This window comes from Streptomyces sp. NPDC001728, from assembly GCF_040297565.1.
Lineage (GTDB): Bacteria > Actinomycetota > Actinomycetes > Streptomycetales > Streptomycetaceae > Streptomyces.
This window is the reverse complement of record NZ_JBEOZK010000002.1, coordinates 1-21,994: the sequence shown is the minus strand read 5'-3', so window position 1 is coordinate 21,994 and position 21,994 is coordinate 1. Positions and strand designations below refer to the sequence as shown.

Annotated in this window: 15 protein-coding genes; 9 read left to right on the top strand and 6 right to left on the bottom strand. The window is 71.9% G+C overall.

The features are described 5' to 3' along the window. Positions 1–111 precede the first annotated feature (111 nt). From ABT154_RS03000 to ligD, 3 genes are all read right to left on the bottom strand, one after another. The gene (locus tag ABT154_RS03000) at positions 112–2,595 is read right to left on the bottom strand and encodes a PBS lyase (RefSeq protein ID WP_351852108.1); all 2,484 of its coding nucleotides are present in this window, start codon (positions 2,593–2,595) and stop codon (positions 112–114) included. Between the two features lie 239 nt (positions 2,596–2,834). Continuing rightward, positions 2,835–3,932: an ATP-dependent DNA ligase gene (locus ABT154_RS02995; protein ID WP_351852105.1), complete on the bottom strand. Its 1,098-nt coding sequence runs from the start codon at positions 3,930–3,932 to the stop codon at positions 2,835–2,837. Continuing rightward, positions 3,929–4,825, bottom strand: coding sequence for a non-homologous end-joining DNA ligase (gene ligD, locus ABT154_RS02990; RefSeq protein WP_351852103.1), 897 nt, complete (start codon positions 4,823–4,825; stop codon positions 3,929–3,931). The genes ABT154_RS02995 and ligD overlap by 4 nt, the downstream gene beginning before the upstream one ends. A 59-nt stretch (positions 4,826–4,884) precedes the next feature. Between ligD and ku the strand changes: the two genes are divergently transcribed. From ku to ABT154_RS02975, 3 genes are all read left to right on the top strand, one after another. Next, positions 4,885–5,991, top strand: coding sequence for a non-homologous end joining protein Ku (gene ku, locus ABT154_RS02985; protein WP_351852100.1), 1,107 nt, complete (start codon positions 4,885–4,887; stop codon positions 5,989–5,991). A 241-nt stretch (positions 5,992–6,232) separates the two neighbouring features. After that, positions 6,233–7,849 carry a M4 family metallopeptidase gene (locus ABT154_RS02980; protein WP_502969427.1) on the top strand — a complete coding sequence of 539 codons (1,617 nt, stop codon included), beginning with the start codon at positions 6,233–6,235 and terminating at the stop codon, positions 7,847–7,849. Positions 7,850–7,986: 137 nt separating this feature from the next. Next, complete coding sequence (locus ABT154_RS02975; protein ID WP_351852097.1) at positions 7,987–9,210, top strand: aminotransferase class V-fold PLP-dependent enzyme; 1,224 nt, start codon at positions 7,987–7,989, stop codon at positions 9,208–9,210. Between the two features lie 82 nt (positions 9,211–9,292). Here the strand turns inward: ABT154_RS02975 and ABT154_RS02970 are convergent, their stop codons facing one another. Beyond that, positions 9,293–11,251: a carbohydrate-binding protein gene (locus ABT154_RS02970; protein ID WP_351852094.1), complete on the bottom strand. Its 1,959-nt coding sequence runs from the start codon at positions 11,249–11,251 to the stop codon at positions 9,293–9,295. Positions 11,252–11,476: 225 nt separating this feature from the next. Here ABT154_RS02970 and ABT154_RS02965 point away from each other — a divergent pair, with 225 nt between their 5' ends. The 5 genes from ABT154_RS02965 to ABT154_RS02945 are packed head-to-tail and all read left to right on the top strand — an operon-like array spanning position 11,477 to position 17,410. Then, entirely contained in the window at positions 11,477–12,817 is a 1,341-nt protein-coding gene (locus tag ABT154_RS02965) for an ABC transporter substrate-binding protein (RefSeq protein ID WP_351852091.1), read from the top strand. Continuing rightward, positions 12,817–13,746 (top strand): carbohydrate ABC transporter permease, encoded by a 930-nt coding sequence (locus tag ABT154_RS02960; RefSeq protein ID WP_351852088.1) that lies wholly within the window; start codon positions 12,817–12,819, stop codon positions 13,744–13,746. The genes ABT154_RS02965 and ABT154_RS02960 overlap by 1 nt, the downstream gene beginning before the upstream one ends. Then, complete coding sequence (locus ABT154_RS02955; protein WP_351852086.1) at positions 13,743–14,624, top strand: carbohydrate ABC transporter permease; 882 nt, start codon at positions 13,743–13,745, stop codon at positions 14,622–14,624. The genes ABT154_RS02960 and ABT154_RS02955 overlap by 4 nt, the downstream gene beginning before the upstream one ends. A gap of 1 nt (position 14,625) precedes the next feature. Further along, positions 14,626–16,389, top strand: coding sequence for a glycoside hydrolase family 36 protein (locus ABT154_RS02950; RefSeq protein WP_351852084.1), 1,764 nt, complete (start codon positions 14,626–14,628; stop codon positions 16,387–16,389). Positions 16,390–16,411: 22 nt separating this feature from the next. Further along, positions 16,412–17,410: a LacI family DNA-binding transcriptional regulator gene (locus ABT154_RS02945; protein ID WP_351852082.1), complete on the top strand. Its 999-nt coding sequence runs from the start codon at positions 16,412–16,414 to the stop codon at positions 17,408–17,410. Between the two features lie 69 nt (positions 17,411–17,479). Here the strand turns inward: ABT154_RS02945 and ABT154_RS02940 are convergent, their stop codons facing one another. After that, on the bottom strand, positions 17,480–19,840 hold the full coding sequence (locus ABT154_RS02940; RefSeq protein WP_351852079.1) for an NPCBM/NEW2 domain-containing protein: 2,361 nt from the start codon (positions 19,838–19,840) through the stop codon (positions 17,480–17,482). Between the two features lie 368 nt (positions 19,841–20,208). Further along, positions 20,209–21,483, bottom strand: coding sequence for an alpha/beta fold hydrolase (locus ABT154_RS02935; protein ID WP_351852077.1), 1,275 nt, complete (start codon positions 21,481–21,483; stop codon positions 20,209–20,211). A gap of 218 nt (positions 21,484–21,701) precedes the next feature. On the opposite strand from ABT154_RS02935, the gene ABT154_RS02930 reads away from it, so the two are divergent. After that, a partial coding sequence (locus ABT154_RS02930; RefSeq protein WP_351852074.1) for a helix-turn-helix domain-containing protein occupies positions 21,702–21,994 on the top strand: 293 nt, incomplete at its 3' end.

The window sequence follows — 21,994 nt, the reverse complement described above, 5'->3', positions numbered from 1 at the left end:
GGACCCGTTCGGACCTCCTCCCCGTAGACCTTATTCGGAAGGAAGTCCTTTTTGTCTATTCGTATGGTTGTCGCGGTCACCGGTACGCCCCGGAGGTGACCGACACCACTGTCAGAACCTGCCCCGCTCCATCCGGGCCAGGGCGGCCCGGCACAGGGTCAGCAGCTTCTCGTCGAGGTGGATGTCATGGCTGCCCGACGCCCCCTCGCGGGCGTTGTGACGCCGTCGGCGGGTCAGCTCGGTGAGGATCACCAACTGGGCCTCCGAGGCCGCCGGACCCATCTCCGCCAGACACTCGGCGACGTCCACGCGCGCGTGCCGGTTCTCCTCCCAGGCCGCGAGCAGCACCGGCAGGGCGGCCGACGCGTCCCCGGAGACCCGCCACAGGGCCGCCGCGCAGCGGACCCGGACCCACAGGTCCCGCGAGGCCAGACCGGGCCTGAGGGCTTCGGCCGATTTCGCGGCGGCCGGGCCGATCTCCCCGAGGGCCTGGGCGGCGGCGCAGCGGTCCGCGCCGGAGGCGTCGGGGCCGAGCCACCGTTCCAGGGCGGGCAGGACGTCGCCCCGGTCGCCCTCGGCCGCCCAGAGGGCGCGCGCCGCCGTCGTGGCGACGGTGGCGGACTCGGCGTCCAGAAGCCTCCGCATGTCCGGTACGGCCTCCTGCGCGGCCGGCCCGAAGGCGGCCAGTGCCCGCAGGGCGGCCTCCCGCACCCAGTCGCGCCGGTTCGAGGGCGCACCGCGCAGGACCCGCAGGACCTCGGGAACGGCCTGGGCACCGCGTACCGCCGCGAGGGCGTACAGGAGCGGGGCGGCCCGGTCGTAGAGCCGCTCGTCGAGGTCGACCTCCGCGAGGCGGCGCCGCAGCAGCGGGGCGAGCATCGCGGCCGAGGGGCCGAGGCCGTCCATCGCGTACAGCAGCTCCCGCCGCACCTCGCGCTCCTCGAGCGCGCGGGCGAGCAGCGGGACGGCCCGGGTGTCGCCGGCCCGGGCCAGCGCGAGGAGCGCCCCGTCCCGCCCGGACCGGCCGGCGAAACCGCTCGAAGGGTCGGTGCCGGTGCTGTCACTGCTGCTGCCGTTGCTGCCGTCGGTGTCGCTGTCGGTGCTCGCGTTGTCGCCCGGTCCGGGACCGGGCTGCTCCGGTCCGGGCTTCTCCCCGAGCTGCCCAGGTCCCGGCTTTCCCGGGTCGGGCTGCCCGGAGCCGGGCTTCTCCGGTCCGAACCGTCCTGGTCCGAACTGTCCGGAGCCGGGCTGCTGGGGTCCGAACTGCCCGGAGCCGAGCAGCCCCGGCCCGAACTGTCCGGAGCTGGTCCACCCAGCGCCGGTCCCCCCGGTGTCGATCTGACCAGGGCCGATCTGCCCAGCGCCGGGCTTGCCCGGTCCCGGCTGACCGAGGTCGAGCTTCCCCGTTCCGGTACGCCCCCGCCGGGTCCGCGCCTGAGTCCCCGACGGGCCCCCGGACAGGCGGGTCGCCAGTGCGTCGGCGGCGGGCGCCCCCAGTTCGAAGAGCCGCTCGAGGAAGGTGGTCGCCGCCTCCCGGAGCCTTGGCTCCGGGTCGTCGAGCTGTGCGCCGACGAGCCGGACGACCTCCTCGTACCGCCCGCGCCAGATCCGTATCAACCCGCCGCACAGCCAGATCGCGTCCGAGCGCTGCCCCCAGTCCGGGCTGCGCAGCTGCGCGAGGATCAGCGCGATGCGGTCGTCGACCCGGTCGTCGAGCGCCGCGTGCAGGGTCCGCAGCAACTCCTCCGTCCAGGGCGCGGGCCGTCCGGCGGCGTGCTCCTCCAGCAGCTCGCGGACCTGCCCGATCAGGGTCGGTGTCGCGGCCCGCTCGGTGCCGGGCGATGCCGGTCCCCGCGCGGTCGTCCGGATCTCCTCCAGGAGGCCCGTCACCCACGGGACCACGTCGTCGGGGATGTCGCCGGGCGCGCAGCGCGCCCGCTGGGCGAGGGCCGCGAGCCGCAGCCCGGGGTCGTGGGCCGCGCGGGCCAGCCAGTCGAGCCAGTCGACGGTCTCGGTGCGCAGCGACGCGTGCCGCAGGGCGATCCGCCCGACGGCGGCCACCAGGGCGAGCCGTACCTCGTTGTCCCGCTCGACGGTGAGCCGCTCCCGCAGCAGGGTCAGGACCCGGGCGGGCTCGGGGTGCAGCGAGGCGAGGGCGCAGGGCGCGGCGAGCCGCACCTCGGGGTCCGGGTCCGAGACCAGGTCGAGGAAGACGTCGGCACCGGCGGCGATGGCGGCGGCGGCCATCGCGTAGTTCGCGGCGGGGATGAACTCCTCCTCGTCGGGGTCGAGTTCGTCCAGCTCCTCCTCGTCGTCGAGCTCGATGCCGCCGATGCTGGTGAGCAGTTCGACGATGCAGCCGCGGTCCTGGACGCCGGGGTCGGCGACCAGTTCGAGGAGGAAGGGGATGCAGGCGAGGGTGGAGTCGTAGACGTCGCCCTGGTGGTGCACGGCCCCGTACATGCCGTCGAGGGAGGTCTCGCGCTCCGCGGGATCGGCGGAGGCGAGTCCGCGGAGCAGCTCCGGCACGTCGTCCGCGGGGCCGTACGCGTGCCCCAGCGAGGCCCAGTCGACCTCCTCGATCCCCGTCAGCATTGCCAGGCCGCCTTCCCCGTGAGCGCTGTACCAAGGCAGCAAGTGTGCACCACGTGACGGACAGCAAGGCCTTACAAGTGACACCGGCTGTGCGGGGGGCTCCAGTTGCGACTTCTTTGCGCCATGTACGGTGCGGAGCGCGGCAGTTGCGCTGGGTTGCGGGCGTGGGGGCGGGGGCGGCGGCCGTACGGAGGCCGGGCCTTGCGGCGGGCGTACGAAGGGGAGGTGCCGCCCGCGCCTCAGCCCTCCGACCGGACCCTGACGAAGGTCGCCTTCTCCTGCGGCTGCCGGCCCGCGAGGCGGCGCAGTTCCACGGGGACCGGCGGGTCCACCGGGCGCACCGGCCCGTGCTCGGGGTCCTGGGCGAGCGGACCCGCACGGTCGCCGACCAGCAGGCCGACCTCGCGGGACTGGGCCTGGGTGAGCCGGGGCGAGGTGGTCACCGTACGGCCGTCGGCCAGCCGTACGACCAGGGCCCGGGGCCGCTCGGGCGGGCCGATCAGTCCGAGGAGCACCCCGTCGCCGGTGTCGACGTGCCGGATCTTCCGCCAGGCCCAGGTGGGCCCGGCCCGGTAGGCCGAGCCCATCCGCTTCGCGACGATCCCCTCCACCCCGGCGGCCCGCAGGTCCCGGAACCAGCCGTGCGCGGTCTCCTCGTCGAGCGTCGCCAGGACCCGCTGGAGCGGCGGCCCGGCGTCCCGCAGGGCGGTGCCCAGCAGTTCCCACCGGTCGCGGAGCGGCAGGCCGCGCACGTCCCGCCCCGGCACGGCCAGCAGATCGAAGGCGATGTACGAGACCGGCACCCCCTCCCGGGTCCGGTCGGCGGGTGAACGCAGCAGGTCGGTGAAGCTCAGCCGCCCCTCCCGGTACGCGCACAGCTCGCCGTCGAGCACGATCCCGGGCGGCAGCCGGTCCCGGAGGTGTGCGGCGATCCCGGGGAACTCGGGGGCGAGGTCCCGGCGGGAGCGGGACTGGAGGACGACCTTCCCGTCGCCGAGGACGAAGGCGAGGGCGCGGAAGCCGTCCAGCTTGAGGGAGTACTGCAGTTCCCGGGGCGGCTCGGCCTGTACGGGAATCCCGTCGGCGGCCCGTGGCCGCATGACGTCGACGGGCGGAGGCAGTACGACCGCCTCGCTCCCGTACGCGCCCGTACCCGCGCCCGTACCCGCGCCCGTACCCGCGCCCGTACCCGCGCCCGTACCCGTACCCGTACCCGTACCCGCGCCCGCGCCCGCGTCCGAACCCGTACCCGCGCCCGTACCCGCTCCCGCTCCCGCGCCCGCGCCCGCACCCGCGTCCGAACCCGGGTCCGCGCCCCCTCCCGCCGCCCCGCTCACGGCACCTCCCCCGCCCGCTCCGGCGCGAAAAGGGGCGCCAGGAGGTCCCCGTACCGCTCCAGACGTGGCGCGATGTCGTCCATGAGGAAGGCGAGGGCCGCCGGATCCGTGCCGGTGCGGGCGCAGGCCTCCACCTCCTCCCAGGTGACCGGGGCCGAGACGGTGGGCAGGGTCCGGGCCCGCAGGGTGTAGGGGGTGGCGGTGGTCTTGGCGGCGGCGTTCTGGCTGTGGTCGACGAACACCTTCCCCGGCCGCAGCGCGCGGGCCATCCGGTGCACGACGAGCCCGGGAAGCTCCGCCTCCGCCTCGACCGCGAGCTGGCGCGCGTACGCGGAGACCCGCGCCGAGGGCGTCGGCACCACCGGTACGAGCAGGTGCAGCCCCTTGGCGCCGGAGGTCTTGGCGTACGCGTCGAGGCCGTCCCGCGCGAGCCGCTCGCGCAGCCGGACGGCGACCCGGCAGCACTCGACGACCGTCGCGGGCGGCCCGGGGTCCAGATCGAGCACGAGCCGGTCGGCGACGGCGGGGGAGGAGGCCCGCCACTGGGGGGTGTGGAACTCCACGACCAGGTTCGCCGCCCACATCAGCGAGGCCAGGTCCTCGATCACCACCTGCCGGGCCCGGGGGTCCTCGGAGCGGGGCACGGGGGTGGTCCTCACCCAGGAGGGCGTGCCGGGCGGCGGATTCTTGGTGAAGAAGAGCTGCCCGTCCGGACCGTCCGGATAGCGCAGGAACGACACCGGACGATCGCGCAGATGCGGCAGGATCACGGGCCCCACGGTCGCGTAGTGGTGGAGCAGCTCGCCCTTGGTGGTGCCGGTGGCCGGGTGGAGCACCTTGTCGAGGTTGCTGAGCGCCAGGCGTCGCCCCTCCACCTCTGTGATCGGCGTCATACGATGAGAATCCCACGATTCGTCCCGATCAACGATGATTCGGCCCGAAAGGAAGAACCGTGCGATCCATCTGGAACGGCGCCATATCCTTCGGCCTGGTCAGCATCCCGATCAAGCTGGTGAACGCCACCGAGAGCCGCTCCGTCTCCTTCCGGCAGATCCACACCGAGGACGGCGGACGCATCCGCTACCGCAAGGTGTGCGAGCTCGACGGCGAGGAGGTCGCCCCGGCGGAGATCGGCAAGGCGTACGAGGAAGCCGACGGGGCCATGATCCCGATCACCGACGAGGACCTGGCCGCGCTGCCGCTCCCCACGGCGCGGACGATCGAGATCGTCGCCTTCGTGCCGGCCGGTGAGATCGACCCGCTCCAGATGGACGCCGCGTACTACCTGTCGGCGAACGGAGTGCCGGCGGCCAAGCCGTACACCCTGCTGCGCGAGGCCCTGAAGCGCAGCGACAGGGTGGCCGTGGCCAAGTACGCGCTCCGGGGCCGGGAGCGGCTCGGCATGCTCCGGGTGGTCGACGACGTCATCGCCATGCACGGCCTGCTCTGGCCGGATGAGATCCGCGCCCCGGAGGGGGTGGCCCCGGAGACCCCGGTGAGCGTGCGGGAGGCCGAACTCGACCTGGCGGACGCGCTGATGGCCACGCTGGGGGAGGTCGACATCGGCAGCCTGCACGACGACTACCGGACGGCGGTAGAGGAGATGATCGCGGCCAAGGCGGAGGGCGGCGAGGGCGTGCCGGCCGCGGAGCCGGGGGAGGGGACGGGCGGCCAGGTCATCGATCTGATGGCGGCGCTGGAGAGCAGCGTGCGGGCGGCGAGGGAGGCGCGGGGCGAGGGCGCGGTGGTGACGGAGCTCAAGCCGCGCGGGACGCCGAAGGAGACGGGGGGCAGGAAGTCGACGTCGAGGGCGCCGGCGAAGAAGGCGGAGGCGAGGAAGGGTACGGCGAAGAAGGCGGAGGCGAGGAAGAGTACGGCGAAGGCGACGTCCGAGGCGGCGGGGAAGGCCCGTGCGGGGACCCCGGTCAAGACGGCGTCGAAGGCGGCGTCGAAGGCGACGCCGTCCAAGGCCGCGTCCAAGGCCACCTCCAAGACCGCCTCCAAGTCGACGGCGAAGAAGACGGCGAAGAAAGCCGCCCCGCACAAGCGAACCGCCTGACGCGGCCCCGCGCCCCCCGGCCCCCGGAGATCGCTCCGGGGGCTTCTCGCTGCCCGCTTGCGGGCAGCGGAACGCTCGTTAACCGCCAACACCCCGAATAGCGAACACAGTTCACTTTCCTTCGGACAACAGCTGGTCAAATTCTTGTTGCAGACCTGTCAAACAGGATCCTTCGCTGGCACGCTCTCAGCCGCACCACCCCCCACAACCCCCCCCCACGCTTCGCAGCGAAGGAGCCCGCGTGACCCGCCAGCAGTCCTCGCACCGCCGTATCACCCCCGCCCGCACCGCCGCCCTGATCGCATCGGCCGCCATGGTCGTCGTCGGAGTCCAGACCGGATCCGCCAGCGCCGATGTCCAGCGCGAAGCAGGCGCCACCGCGCTCGTCCTCACCGGCTCCCAGCGCGCCGCCGCCGTCCACGAGGCCCAGGCCGGTGCCGCCGCCACCGCCCAGGCCATCGGCCTCTCCGGCAAGGAGAAGCTGGTCGTCCGGGATGTCGTCAAGGACGCCGACGGCACCGTCCACACCCGCTACGAGCGCACCTACGAGGGCCTCCCCGTCCTCGGCGGCGACCTCGTCGTGCACGAGAGGAAGAACGGCGCCCGCGCCACCACCAAGGCGACCGAGGCCCGGATATCCGTGGCGAGCACGGCCCCCGCCGTCGCCGCGACGACCGCCGGGAAGGCCGCAGCCGCCTCCTCCGACGCGCGCTCCGCCGCCCCCGCCTCCTCCCGCAAGGTCATCTGGGCCGCCACGGGCAAGCCGGCCCTCGCCTGGGAGACGACCGTCACAGGCGTCCAGACCGACGGCACCCCGAGCGAGCGCCACGTCATCACCGACGCCACCACCGGCAAGGAGCTCTACTCCTACGAGGCGATCGAGACGGGCACCGGCAACACCCAGTACAGCGGCAGCGTCACGCTCGGCACCGCGCCCTCGTTCACCCTGAACGACACCGCGCGCGGCGGCCACAAGACGTACGACCTGGCGGGCGGCACGGGCAACGGCACCGGCACCCTCTTCACCAACAGCACCGACACCTGGGGCAACGGCCTCGCCACCAACCGCGAGACCGCCGCTGCCGACGCCCACTACGGCGCGGCCGTCACCTGGGACTTCTACAAGAACGAGCTCGGCCGCAACGGCATCCGGGGCGACGGCGCCGCCGCGTACTCGCGCGTCCACTACGGCAACGCGTACGTCAACGCCTTCTGGTCCGACTCCTGCTTCTGCATGACGTACGGCGACGGCACGGGCAACCTCAAGCCGCTCACCTCGCTGGACGTGGCCGGCCACGAGATGTCCCACGGCCTGACCGCCTCCACCGCGGGCCTGCGCTACAGCGGCGAGTCCGGCGGCCTCAACGAGGCCACCTCCGACATCTTCGGCACCTCGGTCGAGTTCTACGCCGCCAACGCCTCGGACCAGGGCGACTACCTCATCGGCGAGGAGATCGACATCCGGGGCAACGGCACCCCGCTCCGCTACATGGACAAGCCCAGCAAGGACGGCAGCTCCGCCGACTACTGGTCGAAGTCCGTCGGCCGCCTGGACGTCCACTACTCCTCGGGCCCGGCGAACCACTTCTTCTACCTGCTCTCCGAGGGCAGCGGCGCCAAGACCGTCAACGGCGTCGCCTACAACTCCCCGACGTCCGACGGCTCCACCGTCACGGGCATCGGCCGCACCAAGGCCTACAAGATCTGGTACAAGGCCCTGTCCACCTACATGACCTCGTCCACCAGCTACGCCGGCGCGCGGACGGCTACGCTGAGCGCGGCCACCGACCTGTACGGCGCCGGCAGCGCCGAGTACAACGCGGTCGCGAAGGCCTGGACGGCGATCAACGTCAAGTAACAGCACAGCGGTCAGCACCGCGTAGCCGCACGACACCCGCACCACGTCGTCGGCACGCGACCGCACCACACGCCCGTGGGGCCGTCCGGCGAGCACAGCGCGCCGGGCGGCCCCACCGGCAGGTCCCCGGGAGAATCGTGAGCACGGTCGACACCACCAGCACCGCACCGACCCCGCCGGCGCTCCCGGACGGTCGTCCGGCCGCCGCCGCGTGGTCGCTCGATCCGGCGTTCAGGCACCTCAACCACGGGTCGTTCGGCGCGGTTCCCCTCCTCGCCCAGGAGGAGCAGAACCGGCTGCGCCGGCGGATGGACGCCTCACCCGTCGAGTGGTTCCCCGAGCTGCCCGGGCGGGTGGCGGCGGCGCGCACCGAGATCGCCCGTTTCCTCCGGGTGGCACCCGGCGACCTGGCCCTCGTGCCCAACGCCAGCGCCGGCGCCAGCGTCGTCTTCGCCGGAGCCGCCGCGCGTCCCGGTGGCGAGATCGTGGTCACCGACCACGGCTACGGCGCCGTGACCATGGGGGCCGAGCGCCTGGCCAGGCGCTGGGGCGGCCGGGTGCGCACGGCGCGCGTCCCGCTCGACGCCGACGCGGACACCGCGTACGAGCACGTCGTCGGCGAGCTGGGCGAGGCCACCGGTCTTCTCGTCATCGACCACATCACCTCCCCCACGGCCCGCTGGATGCCGGTGGAGCGGATCGCCGCCGAGGCCGCCCGGCGCGGCATCCCGGTCCTCGTCGACGGGGCGCACGTGCCCGGCCTCGCCGAGAGCCCCCTCGACGGCCTCTCCTGCGACTTCTGGGTCGGCAACCTCCACAAGTTCGGCTGCGCCCCACGGGGCACCGCCGCGCTCGTGGCGCGCACCGGACTGCGCGACGACCTCCACCCGCTGATCGACTCCTGGGGCGCTCCCGAACCGTTCCCCGCCCGCTTCGACACCCAGGGGACCGTCGACGCCACGAGCTACCTCGCCGCGCCCACCGCCCTCGGCTTCATCGAGGACACCTGGGGATGGGACACGGCCCGCACCTATCTGCGCGAACTGGCCGACTACGCCGAGCGGATCGTCGCCGAGGCGTTCTCGGAGCTCACCGGCCGGGACTGCCGGGTGGACGTCGGCATGCCGGTCGGCGCCCTGCGGCTGGTACGGCTGCCGGAACCGCTGGCCACCACCCACGCCGAGGCCGACGCGCTGCGCGACCGGGTGCTGCGGGAGCTGGGGGTCGCCACGGCCGTCACCAGCTTCGGCGGCGTCGGCTATCTGCGGCTCTCGACGCACCTCTACAACACCCCGGCCGACTTCGAGGACTTCGCCGAGCGCTGCGTCCCGGCGCTCGGTGCCTGGAGCCGGGACCGATGAGGCCCTGAGGCGGGACCGGGACCGGGGCCGGTGAGCCTGTGAGGCGTCCCGGTCCCGGCGGACCCCGGCCGGCGGGTGTCCCTCAGCCGACCTGGACGGTCACCGTCGTCCCCGGCGGCACGGAGACCTCGGCGTAGGTGTACGCCGTCCCGTCGACCACCTTCGTCCTCGCCTCCCGGGCCGCGCCGTCGACCTCGACCGACGTGTGGACGCCCGGGAAGCGGGCCTCCCAGGTGTACGTGGACGCCCCGTCGTTGGTCAGCGTCGACCGGGTGGCGCCGTCGTGGCGCAGCGCGAAGGGCTCGCCGCCGATCCGCAGCCCGTCGATCCCCAGCCAGTCCATGCCCGAGGGCAGCCGCGACTGCGTGGTGAGCCGGCGGGCGGGCGCGTCGGGCTCGACACCCATCAGCCCCTTCACCGTCTGGCCGACCAGGGTGTACGAGACCTCCGGGTAGTCGCCGTTGGGGCCCTGCCGCGACACCGGGTGCTGTACGTCGCGCTGGTCGTAGACGTACTTCATCCACTTCCACGCGGTGTCGTTGCGGTTGTGCGCGAAGAAGGTGTCGGGCAGGTACGAGATCGCCTCGATGTTGCCCGGCCGGCCGCTCCCGCTCGCCTGTTGGTCGACGTACGCGAGGTAGGCGTCGTTCCGTGCTCCGGGGGCGATGATCCGCTTCATGGGCATGAACCAGCTGTTCTCCTTGCCCCAGCCGGTGAGCGCCTGCCCGTCGACGGTGTAGCCCCGGACCATGGATCCGCCGGACCCGGTGCCGCTCCACGTGGTGTTGAAGTACTCCTTGAGGGCGGCGGCCTTCGCGGTGAAGTCGGCGGCCAGCGCGCTGTCGCCCTTGCTGGTGGCCAGGGCCGCCATCGCCAGGTACGCCTGGTACTGGGAGCCGATGGCGTCGCCGGACTCGGCGAGGCGTTCCGTGCCGAGCTCGTTGTAGCTCGCGGCTCCGGCGAAGATGCCGTTGCCGGTGCCCTCGGCGATGCCGTTGGGCTTCCTGGCGTCGTGGAGCTCGACGAACTCCTCGGTGGTGTGCCGGTAGAAGTCCCACAGGACGGGGTCGTCCAGATAGGCGGGGTCGCCGCTCCAGCGGTAGGCCTCGTTGGCCTTCTCCACCAGCTCGAAGGGCGCCGGGACCTCGCGTACGTAGTTGGTGGAGCTGTGGTAGTCGATCGACAGATAGGTCCGGTTGTCGAAGTTGACCGCCCACACGGGGAAGTACGCGTGCGTGGCCGTGGACGACGCGGCGAACGCGCGCAGCATGTTCTTGTTCTCGTCATGCAGTCCGAGCACGGCCGCGCCACCCAGCTGGTGGGCCATGTCGCGTGAGTAGTAGGCGCTCCGGTGGGCGTACCCCGCCCAGTAGGAGGGGCCGTACGTGCCGGTGCCGGAGCCCGAGGGGTAGCGCTCGTCGACGTTCAACGGGCCTGTGGTGCCAGGTAGTTGGACCCAGCTGTTGGCCTTGCGCTTGGCCCAGCCGAACATCTCGACGATCTTCGGGTCGGACGAGGTCACGACCGGGTCGGCGGGGGCGGCGGGGGAGACCATGACGTCGTCGGCGTTGACCCAGCCCGTACCGGATTCGAAGGCGATCTCCAGCCGGTCGCCGGCCTTCAGGCCCACCCGGCTGACGGTGTAGCGCGCGTAGGTGGAGCGGTTCGGCAGGTCGACCGCCCCGGCGACGGCGCCGTTGACCCGGACGGCGAACCTCGCTCCGGTGCCGTTGGTGGCGATCCAGGCGGAGAAGTCGTAGGTGCCGGGGCCGCCGACGGTGACCGTCTGCGAGACCTTCCGGCCCGCGCCCGCGTCGAGGTAGATCAGCCGGGAGCCGCCGTGCGGGATGTTGGTGGCGACGCCGGTGCCCTGGGTGAAGGTCCAGCCGGTGGACCCTTGCTCGAAGCCGGGGTTCGTGATCGTCAGCGGAGGCTGGGCGGTCGCCGCGGCGGGGCCGTCGCCCAGCACCGGCGGGGCGAGTGCGGTCAGCAGGGCCGTGGCCGCGACGAGGGCCAGACGTGCGGGGCGCGTGTGTCTCATGGGGGCTCCTCCGGAATCAGCGGGCCGTACGGGTGGCGCCCGGACGCTAACAGCGCCGTTCGCCGCCGTACAAGACTCCTGCAACCCTCAATTGCCGGATCCGGCAGCAAGTTTTCAATTGAGTATTGCAAGTCTCCCTGGCTGATTGTTAACGTCGCGGCTCGTCAGCCTGGCGCCCGCCGGCCTGGCCCTTCGATCTGCGAGGCAAGGGGATGTGCCATGGTCATGAACCGTCGCGATGTGCTGAGAGCGGGCGGCGTGCTCAGCGCCGGCGCCGGACTGGGCGGACTCACCGCCTGCTCGGGCACGGGGGGCACGGGGCAGGCGAGCGGCTCGGCCGGCGACGCCGCGAAGGGTGACATCTCGGTCTGGAGCTGGGCGGGCCCGGCCGCCGAGATGAAGGCGCTCGTACCGGCGTTCAACAAGCAGTACCCGGACATCGAGGTCACCGTCCAGGACATCGGCAACCCCGCCATCTGGGACAAGATCACCACGGGCCTCGCGGCCGGCGGCGGCGGTCTCGCGGACGTGCTCCACATCGGCGTCGACTACCTGCCCGGCTACGTCGAGAAGTTCCCGAACGGCCTCGCCGACCTGGGCAGGCTCGGCGCGGACACGTACAAGGACGCCTTCGCCGCCGGCCTGTGGCAGACCGTCTCCTCCAAGGACGGCCGCGTCAGCGCCCTCCCCTGGGAGGCCAACTCCGCCGGCTTCTACTACCGGTCCGACGTGTTCGAGGCCGCCGGCGTCGACGTCGACGCGATCGACACCTGGGACGCCGCCATCGAGGCCGGCAAGCAGATCAAGGCCAAGACCGGGAAGTACCTCCTGGGCATCGACAAGCCCGCCTCGCAGGCCGACTCCGCCAACTTCTTCCAGATGCTGCTGCAACTCCAGGGCGCCTTCTACTTCGACCTGGACGGGCGGATCACGCTCGACTCGCCCGAGGCCGTCAGGGCGATGACGATCATCAAGCGGATGAACGACGCCGGACTCGTCAACGACATCTCCGGCGGCTGGAACGCCCTCATCAGCTCCATCAAGAAGGGCACCGCCGCCGTGGTGCCCTGGCCCACCTGGTTCGGCGGCATCATCGAGGAGACCGTCCCCGGCGAGGCCGGCAAGTGGGGCGTCCGGCTGCCCCCGCCCGTCCGCCGCGGCGGACTGACCAGCGCCACCGTCAACTCGACCCACCTCGCCGTCGCCGGCGGCAGCAAGCACCAGGCAGCCGCCTGGAAGTTCGTCGAGTTCGTCCTCACCCGCCCCGAGAACCAGGTCAAGATCTACAAGGGCAAGGGCATAGCCCCCGCCCTGATGAAGGCCTACGACGACCCGGTCTTCCACACCCCTTCGGCGTTCTTCGGCGGCCGGAAGCCCGGCGAGATCTTCCTCGGCGCGCTGAAGGCCGACTCGCCGGCCTTCAACTACACCGCCGACTACGCCCGCGCCCTCAAGGCCACCACCGACGCCCAGACCAAGGTGCTCCTCAAGGGCGCCGACCCGGCCAAGGTGCTCCGCGAGGCCGCCGACCAGCTCGCCCAGCAGACCGGCCGTAAGCAGGCGTGATGACCGCGCTCGCCACACCGGCCCGCACGAAGCCCGCGGCGGGCGGCCCCCGGGGGACCCGCCCGCCGCGGCTCACCGCCCGGCGACTCGCCCCCTACGCCTTCGTCCTGCCCGCCCTGCTGCTCTTCGCCGCCTTCAAGCTCTACCCGATCGCCTGGTCCTTCGTCCTCAGCCTCCACAAGACGGTGGGAGGCGTCGAGACCTTCGTCGGCGCCGACAACTACACCCGGCTGCTCCACGACCCGCTGTTCTGGACCGCCCTGGGGAACACCGCGGTGATCCTCGTGGTCCAGGTGCCGGTCATGCTGATCCTCGCCACCGGACTGGCCGTCGCCTTCGACTCGGCGGCGCTGCGCGCCCGCTCCGTCTTCAGGCTCGGCTTCTTCCTGCCGATGGTCACCGGCCTGGTGGCGTACGGCATCGTCTTCTCGGTCCTGCTCAACGAGGAGTACGGACTGGTCAACTGGCTCCTCGGACTGGTCGGCATCGACTCGGTGCCCTGGCTCGTCGACCCGCTCTGGGCGAAGATCTCCCTCGGCCTCGCCCTCACCTGGCACTACACCGGCTACAACGCGATGATCCTGCTCGCCAGGCTGCAGTCGATCCCCGGGGAGCTGTACGACGCCGCCTCGGTCGACGGCGCCGGCCCCTGGAAGTCCTTCCGGCACGTGACGCTCCCCGGACTGCGGCCCGCGCTCCTGCTCACCACCGTGCTGTCGACCATCGGCACCCTGCAGATCTTCGACGAGCCCTACGTCCTCACCCGCGGCGGCCCGGACAACGCCACGCTCACCATCGGCGTGTACCTCTACCAGAACGCCTTCACGTACTTCGACTTCGGCTACGCCTCCGCGATCGCCTACGCCCTCGCCGTACTGATCGGCATCCTCGGGCTGATCCAGTTCCGCGTCCTGGGAGACAGGAAATGACCACCACCACGACCGGAACCCGCACCGGCCGCGGCCCGCGCCGGAGCCGTGCCCGGAGCAAGGGCCGAGGCAACGGCATCATGCTGACCTCCGGACTGGCCATCGCCCTCGCCGCCGTCCTCGTCCCCTTCTACTGGCTCGTCATCGCCGGCACCCACAGCTCCCGGGAGGTCTTCGACTCCCCGCCCCCGCTGCTCCCCGGCGGCCACCTGACGGAGAACCTCACCAGCCTCCAGAACACGGTGTCCTTCGGCCGCGTGGTACTCAACTCGGCCGGCATCGCCGCCGTCTACACCCTGTGCGCGGGAGCCGTCTGCACCCTCGCCGGCTACGCCTTCGCCAAGTACCGCTTCAGGGGCCGCGACCCGCTGTTCGGCGTGATCATGCTGGGCCTGGTCATCCCGGCCCAGGTCACCCTGGTGCCCCTCTTCACGCTCATGGCCGAGCTGGAGTGGCTCAACACCTACCAGGCCGTGATCATGCCCAACCTGGCCCTGCCCTTCGGGATCTTCCTGATGCGGCAGTCCATGGCGGCGCTCCCCGACGAACTCCTCGACTCAGGCCGCATGGACGGCTGCGGAGAGTTCCGGCTCTTCCTCAAGGTCGTGCTGCCACCGATGCGGCCTGCCCTGGCCGCCCTCGGCATCTTCCTCTTCCTCTATCAGTGGAACGACTTCATCTGGCCACTGATCGTGCTGCGCGACGGAGCCTCGTACACCATCCCGGTCGCCCTCGCCTCCCTCCAGGGAGTCGACGACACCGACTACGGCGCCATCCTCGCCGGCACGGCCGTCGCCGCGATCCCCATGGCCGTCGTCTTCCTCGCCCTGCAACGCCACTTCGTCTCCGGCCTGCTCGCCGGCGCCGTCAAGGAGTAACGTGACCGCCCTGACCCACGACGCCGTCACCACCGCCGAGCTCGCGCCGGCGACGTACGAGCCGCTGCTCGACACGGTCGAGATCGCCGTCCTCGCCCCCGGCACCGAACCGGCCTGGACCCTGACCGAACTCCCCGACGGCCTGCGGATGCTGCGCGTCGACGCCGCGGACGCCCCCGTCGAGATCCGCCTCTCCCTGCCCCTGGGCGACGCCGCAGGCTACTGGCACCCCCAGGCCGGCTGGTCGCGCACCCTCGTCGCCGACTGGGAGGGGCGGTCCACCGTCAGCCTCGTCGACGGCTTCGCCGCGGGCTGCCTGTACGACCACTCCGGCGCGACCCTGCTCACCTTCGCTGCCACCGACCCCGTGCCCGAGGTCCGGATCCGCTTCGGGGTGTCCGAGGAACACGACACCTACGTCGTCCACCTCCGACTGCCCGCGTCCCAGGACCCGCACGGCATCCTGTTCGTCCCGAGCGGCCCCTCGGCCGCCACGGCGCTCGGGGCCCTGCGCGACCGGTTCGCCGCCGGCACGCGCGCGATGCCCGTCCCCGAAGCGGCCCGGCTGCCCGTGTACTCCACCTGGTACGCCTTCAACCAGCGGGTGGACGCCGCCTCCGTCGAACAGCAGGCCGCACTCGCCGCCGACGCCGGCTGCGGGGTGCTCATCCTCGACGACGGCTGGCAGCACCTGGGCAGCGGCCGGGGCTACGCCGGCTGCGGCGACTGGACCCCCGACACCGCCAAGTTCCCCGACTTCACGGCCCACGTCGCCCGCGTCCGCGACACCGGCCTGCGCTACCTCGCCTGGATCGCCCCGCTCCTGCTCGGCCCCAAGGCGGAGTGCTACGAGCGGTGGGCGACCCGCGCCCCGGTCGCCGCGACGGTGCCGGGGGCATACGTCCTCGACCCCCGCCTGCCCGAGGTGCGCGCCCATGTCGTCGACACCTGCGTCACCCTCGTCCGCGACCACGGACTCGACGGGCTCAAGCTCGACTTCCTCGACCAGGCCATGGTGTACGCGGGCGACGGCGGCGGCGACGTCGGACAGGCCCTCACCCTGCTGCTCACCGAGCTGCGGACCGCGCTGGAAGCCGTACGCCCCGAGCTGCTGCTCGAACTCCGGCAGCCCTACGTCGGCCCCGGCATGGTGGCCTTCGGCAACATGCTGCGGTCCGTCGACTGCCCCGGCGACGCCGCCGCCAACCGGGTGCGCACGATCGACACCGCCCTGCTCGCCGTCGGCGGAGCCGTGCACTCCGACCCGCTGCTGTGGAACGCCGCGGCGCCCGTGGAGGCCGCCGCCCGGCAGCTCGTCGGGGCCCTGCACTCCGTCCCGCAGATCTCCGTACGCCTCGACCGGCTCCCCCCGGACCACCTGGCGGCGCTGCGCTTCTGGCTCGCGCAGTGGCGGCGGCTGCGTCCGCAGCTGCTCGACGGGACCGTCCTGCCCGGCCGCCCCGACGACCTCTACACCCTGGTCCGTTCGGAGGCGGACGGGGTGAGCGTGGTCGACGTCCACAGCGAGCGCGCGGTGCCGGTCCGGCCGGCCGAGTTCACGGAGACCGTCCTGGTCAACGCCTCGGACACGGACCGGATCGTGCTCGACGTCGAGGGCGCCGAGGGCGCGGGGACGGCTGTGGAGATCGTGATCCACGCCTGTGACGGCCGTATGATCGAGCGGAACCCGCACACCCTCCGGCCCGGCCTGCGGAGCCTCCCCGTTCCGCGGATGGGGCTGGCAGTGGTCAGGAGCATCGGATGAACGTCATGACGAAGGGGGACCGGTGAAGGTCGGCATCGTCGAGATCGCGGCCCGCGCGGGAGTGAGCGAGGCGACCGTCAGCCGGGTGATCAACCGGCGGCAGGGGGTCGCGAAGAAGACGCGGGACGCGGTCGAGGGCGCCATGACCGAGCTGGGGTACGAGCGGCCGGTGCAGGGCCAGCTCGTCGCCGTCGTCACCGAGCGCGTCTCGAACCCGTTCTTCGCCGACGTCGCCGAGCGCATCGAGTCCGCGCTCGCCCCGCACGGGCTGAAGACCGTGCTCTGCCCGGCCTTCCCCGGCGGCGTGCAGGAACGCGAGTTCATCACGTCCATCGTCGACAAGGGCATCGCGGCCGTCGTCTTCCTCTCCGCGTCCAACACGCTGGAGGGCGCCGACACCGACACGTACGAGCTGCTCCGCGCGCGCCGCATCCCGTACCTCGGCGTCAACGGCGAGTTCGCCGACGGGGTGCCCGCCCCCGTCTTCAGCACGGACGACATGCTCGCCGCCGACCTGGCCGTCGACCATCTCTTCCAGCTCGGCCACCGCCGGATCGGCATGGCCTCGGGCCCCACGGGCAACCACCCCGCCGACCGGCGGGTGCGCGGCTTCGTGGCGGCGATGGCCAGGCGCGGCGTCGAGGACGCCGAGCAGTGGGTGATCCGGCAGTCGTACACCGTCGAGGGCGGCCAGGCCGCCGCCGCCTCCCTGCTGGGCCTCGGCGCCACCGCCGTGGTCGCCGCGAGCGACTACATGGCGCTCGGCGCGATCCGGGGCATCCGCCGCCAGGGGTACTCCGTGCCCGGCGACATCTCCGTCGTCGGCTACGACGGGTCGATGATCACCGAGTTCGTCGACCCGCCCCTGACGACGGTGCGCCAGCCCGCGGACCGGCTCGCCCTGGAGGTCGGGCGGAGCGTCCTGGCGCTCGTCACCAACCGGGACGTACCGACGGGGGAACTCCTCTTCGACCCCGAACTGGTCATCCGCGCCTCCACCGGGCCGGCGCCGAAGGGGTAGTGCCCTTCCGGGACTGCCGATGAGCCGGCGGGTGCCCTTCCGGGCGGCCCGCCGGCTCCGGCGTCGCTCCTATCCCAGGAGCTTCGCCCCGGCCCAGTCGGCATGGTCGCTGTCGATGCCGTCGCCCGCGTCCCGCACCCTGAGTTCCAGGGTGCGTACGCCGGTGACGTCGACGTCCACGGACGCGGTCGCGCTCGACGGCGTCATCACCGAGGGGCTCTCGTACAGCTTGACGCCGTCGCCCCAGACCTCGAACCGGACCGTCGAGTTCGCGCCGACCTCGTCGTCCACCCCGACATCCGAACGGAACCGTGTGTAGGCGCCGTTCAGGAGGTACGTGACGGTGCCGTTGGCGTGGGTGCCGAGGCCCTTGGCGTAGGTGACGCCGTTCAGCCTGAGCGGGTGGGAGTCGACGCTGCGGTCCTTCTGGACGGTGCCGAAGTCGCTCCGCGCGTCGGTCCAGCCGAGATCGCTCAGGTCCACCGTCTCGCCGGTCCCGCCGGACGAGGCGGTCGCGGTCACGGACGCGCCGGCCGCCACCGGAACGGTCACGTAGGACACCGTCCTGCCGGACAGCGACTTGGTCTGCGGCGTGTACGCGGTGCCGTTCACGGTGATCGAGGCGGGGGACCCGTAGAACTGGGCCTCCCAGTCGACGGACCCTCCGGAGTTGTTGGTCAGCGTGGAGGACGTCGTCCCGGTGTGCTTGAGCTTCAGGTCACTGTCACCGACCTTGAGGTGGTCGATCTCCACCCATGGGGTGTCGGAGGTCAGCCGGGAGACGGTCGCCACCTTGTGGTGGGGGGCGTCCGGCTGCACGCCCATCATGCCGTCGACGACGCTGCTGACCGCCAGGAAGGAGACCTCGGGGTAGCTGTTCTTGCCGGTCATGAGCTTCTTGAGCCACGCCCAGCCCTCGGCCGACCGGTTGTACTGGTAGTACATCTCCGGCAGGTACGAGGTCGCCTCGACGTTCAGGTCGTCGTCGTTGGCGGCGATGAAGTCCAGGTAGGCGCTGGTCCGGGGGCCGTGGTCGCCGAGGCCGGTCAGCATCATCAGGAAGCTGGCCTCGTGGCCCCAGCTGCTGTAGCCCGTACCGGCGGCGTCCTTGCCGCGCACGTACCGGTTGTTCGCCGCGTCCCACCACTTCGCCTCGAAGTGGTCGCGCACCCGCTTCGCCCGCGCGGCCCACGTGGCGCTGCCGGCGGTGTCGCCCTTCGCCTTCAGGATCTCCGCGTAGGCCTGCATCGACTGGTACTGGTACCCGAGCGCGTCGGCCGCGGAGACCAGGTTCTCGTTCGGGAACTCGAAGAACGTCGCCGTGTACTCCCCGGGCTGCTTCCTCGCCACCGGCTGCTCGGCGGCCGGGTTCGCGTCGTTCCAGGTCACCTCGTGGCCGTCCAGGAACGAACCCATCGTCGAGTCGTAGTACGCGGAGAGGGTCGGATCGTTGATCCAGGCCGCGTCGCCCGTCCACTGGTACTGCTTGAACGCCTTGGCCATCACGTTGAACGGCGAGGGCAGTTCACGGAAGCCGGTGCCGTCGATGTAGTACATGGCGCCGTACGAGCTGTGCGCCCACAGCGGCCAGCCGTTCTGGCCCGGATCGTCGGCGTCGCCGGCGAACGTCCGCATCATGTTGAAGGTCTCGGCGTCCAGACCGAGCGCGTGCGCGCCGTCGGACTGGTGGGAGATGTCCCGGTTGTAGAAGGACTCCCGGCTGGTGTACGAGCCCCAGTAGCCCGGCGTCACGGTGGAGTGCGTGGCGTCCTTGAGGCGCCACCACTCGGGCTCGTGGCCCATCATCGGGTTGCCCGGGTAGAACGTCATGCCCAGGGCGCGGCTCTTGCCCCAGTCGAAGCCGTCGTTCAGCGTCGCGTTCGGCGAGGAGATGGTCAGCGCGCTGGTCGGCGGCCCCACGTGCTGCTGCACCGTGATCCTGTCGACGCGCGGCGCCTCGCCGGCGGACACGGCCGTCAGCTCGATCGTGTCACCGGCCTTGAGCGCGATCCGGCTGGTCGTACGGGTGTCGATGTTCATCGGATCGGTGTGGTCGCGGCCGTAGCGCTGGGAGGTCGCCCACGAGTCCACGGTGGTGGAGTTGACGGCGAGCGTGTACGTCACGCCGCTCGCGGCCTTGCCGTTGTAGCGGGTGACGAGGTCGTAGGTCCCCGCGGCGCCGGAGAAGGCGGTGCGGGCGGTACTCGTCTGACCGGCGGCGCCCAGGGCGTAGGTGACGTGGTCGACGGGGTTGCCGTTCCAGGCGTGGTCGACCGTGTCGGTGCCGAAGTTGGTCAGCGACATGTTCTCGGCTTCGATCACGTACGGCCCGGCCGTCGCCGTGGCAACGGCGGGGGGACCGGGCAGGACGACGACGGCACCGGCGGAGGCGAGGACGGCGGAGAGTGCACAGGCAAGACGACGACGCATGTGCGATCGGATCCTTTCGTGCGCGACAACGTTGTCTAGGGGTGGGCGGAGGGCGAGGCGCTGTGGGAAGAAGTTGAACTGTGTCGCCTATTGAGGACTTCGGCGGGTGCGGTGTCAACGCTTGTGCACGATTGGATTGCAAAGTTGCAGGACAAACCTGCTGAGCAAAAAGAAAACTTTCACTACCTCGTTGCAGGCCGGTGGGGGTGGTGAGTAGGGTCCGGGCGTGCGGAAGCCGGGGAGCCGTGGGCGGGACGACTCCCCGGGGGCTACACGGGTCTGTACGGGTCTCTGCGGGTCTGCGCGACGACGACGGCGCGAGGGCTACGCGCGTCTGTACGGGGTTCTACGCAGGGTCTGTGCGGGGTCTACGCGGCGGTGACGCGACCGGCGGCCATGTCCATCAGCCGGGCCAGGACGCGGCCCGAGGAGGCGGAGAGGCCGTCGTGTTCCCACTCGTTGGTGACCCAGGCCTGCAGGGCGCCGACGTCGCGGGCGGTACGCAGGGAGAGGCCGGCGTCGACGTACATGTCGTCGTGGTAGACGGCGGCGGCGACGGGAACGCGGTTGGCGGCGAGGCGGGCGGGGTCGTAGAGCGGGGCCCAGTCGGTCCGGGCGGCGAGCAGGTCGGCGGCGTCGGCGAAGGGACGGAGTGCCCTGATCTCCCGGAGCATCCAGGGGTACATCATCTCCCCGGTGAGCAGCAGGGGATCGGCGTCCTCGGCGAACTCGGGGAAGTGGGAGAGGGCGCGGTCGGCGGCCCAGGCGGTGGGCCCGGCACCCTGCCCGTAGAGCGACTCCTGCAGAACGACGAAGAGCGGGTTGTCGACGAAGCCGGTGAGGCCGGCGACCTGCTGGAGGAACGTGTCGGTCAACTCGCCGTCCGCGTCGAGGGCTTCGTCGAGCAGCCAGTGGATCCGCTCGAAGCCGTCGCCCATGCCGAGCGCGAGGCCGAGGGTGCGGAGCCGTCGGACGGTGAGCCGGTCGCCGTCGGGCAGGCGGACGTCGGTGGAGTGGAGCAGGTCGGCGATCCGGCGCAGGAGGGGGGCGTCGTCGGGGTAGCGGGAGTAGAAGTCGAGGACGCGGTCGCGGACGCGCGGATAGGTGTGGGCGTAGACGTCGTCGGCGGTGGTGGCGAGCCCGGGCAGCCCGCCGGTCACGTAACAGGCGCGGAGCCCTTCGGGAGCGCGGGAGAGATAGGACAGGGTGATGAAGCCGCCGTAACTCTGCCCGAGCGTCTCCCAGGGCTCGTCACCACAGAGCTGACGTCGAATCAGCTCGGCGTCGGCGACGATGGAGTCCGCGCGGAAGTGCCCCAGATGGTCGGCGAGTCGCTCAGGCGAGCCGAACCGGCCGGCGAAGCGCGCGGTGACGGGGGTGGAGCGCCCGGTGCCGCGCTGGTCCATCAACAGCACCCGATGGGTCTTGAGCGCGTGAGCGAGCCACCCGGGCGAACCGGCGGAGGGCCGAGGCGACTTACCGCCGGGCCCACCCTGCAGATAGAGCAGCCAGGGCGACGACTCCCCGACGAGCGAGGGATCGACCACCTCACGCGCGAACACCTCGATGGCACCCCCCTGGGGCGAGGAGTGGTCGAGCGGAACGGTGAAGACGTGATCGGTGACCGCGTAAGCGGGGTGCATGGCCTGCCTCTCGATAGAAATCACGCACGACCACCACGGGCCGCACCCCAGCAAGCTATCGATGCAGTGTGACATTGCATAGATGCCGGAAGGCGCCCCGAGCCTCAGCCCCGGCACACGCCCGCACGTACAGCACGCGGGATCGGTCAGCCGGCGCCAGTCCGCTTCATGCGCGCTATTGATCCGAAACGCTTTGAGTTCAGGCTCGTTGACAGTGTGTGAGTGATCTGGTGGGGGATGCGCGGACCTGGTCGCCGGACGCGCAGGAGGCCGTGCGGTTGCTGGCGGTGTCCGCGCTGGTGGACGGCCGGGGCCGGGTAGAGGTCGCCGCCCTGTTCAAAGTGTCGGCCAGGGCCGTGGACAACTGGTGGGCGAAGTGGCAGGCCGGCGGCCGGGACGCACTGCTGTCGCGCCCGCGAGGCCGTCGCGTGGGCGAGCATCAGGTCCTGTCCGAGGCCGAGCAGGCCGCCGTCCGGCAGGCCGTCCTCGCTCACATCCCCTCTGACCTGGG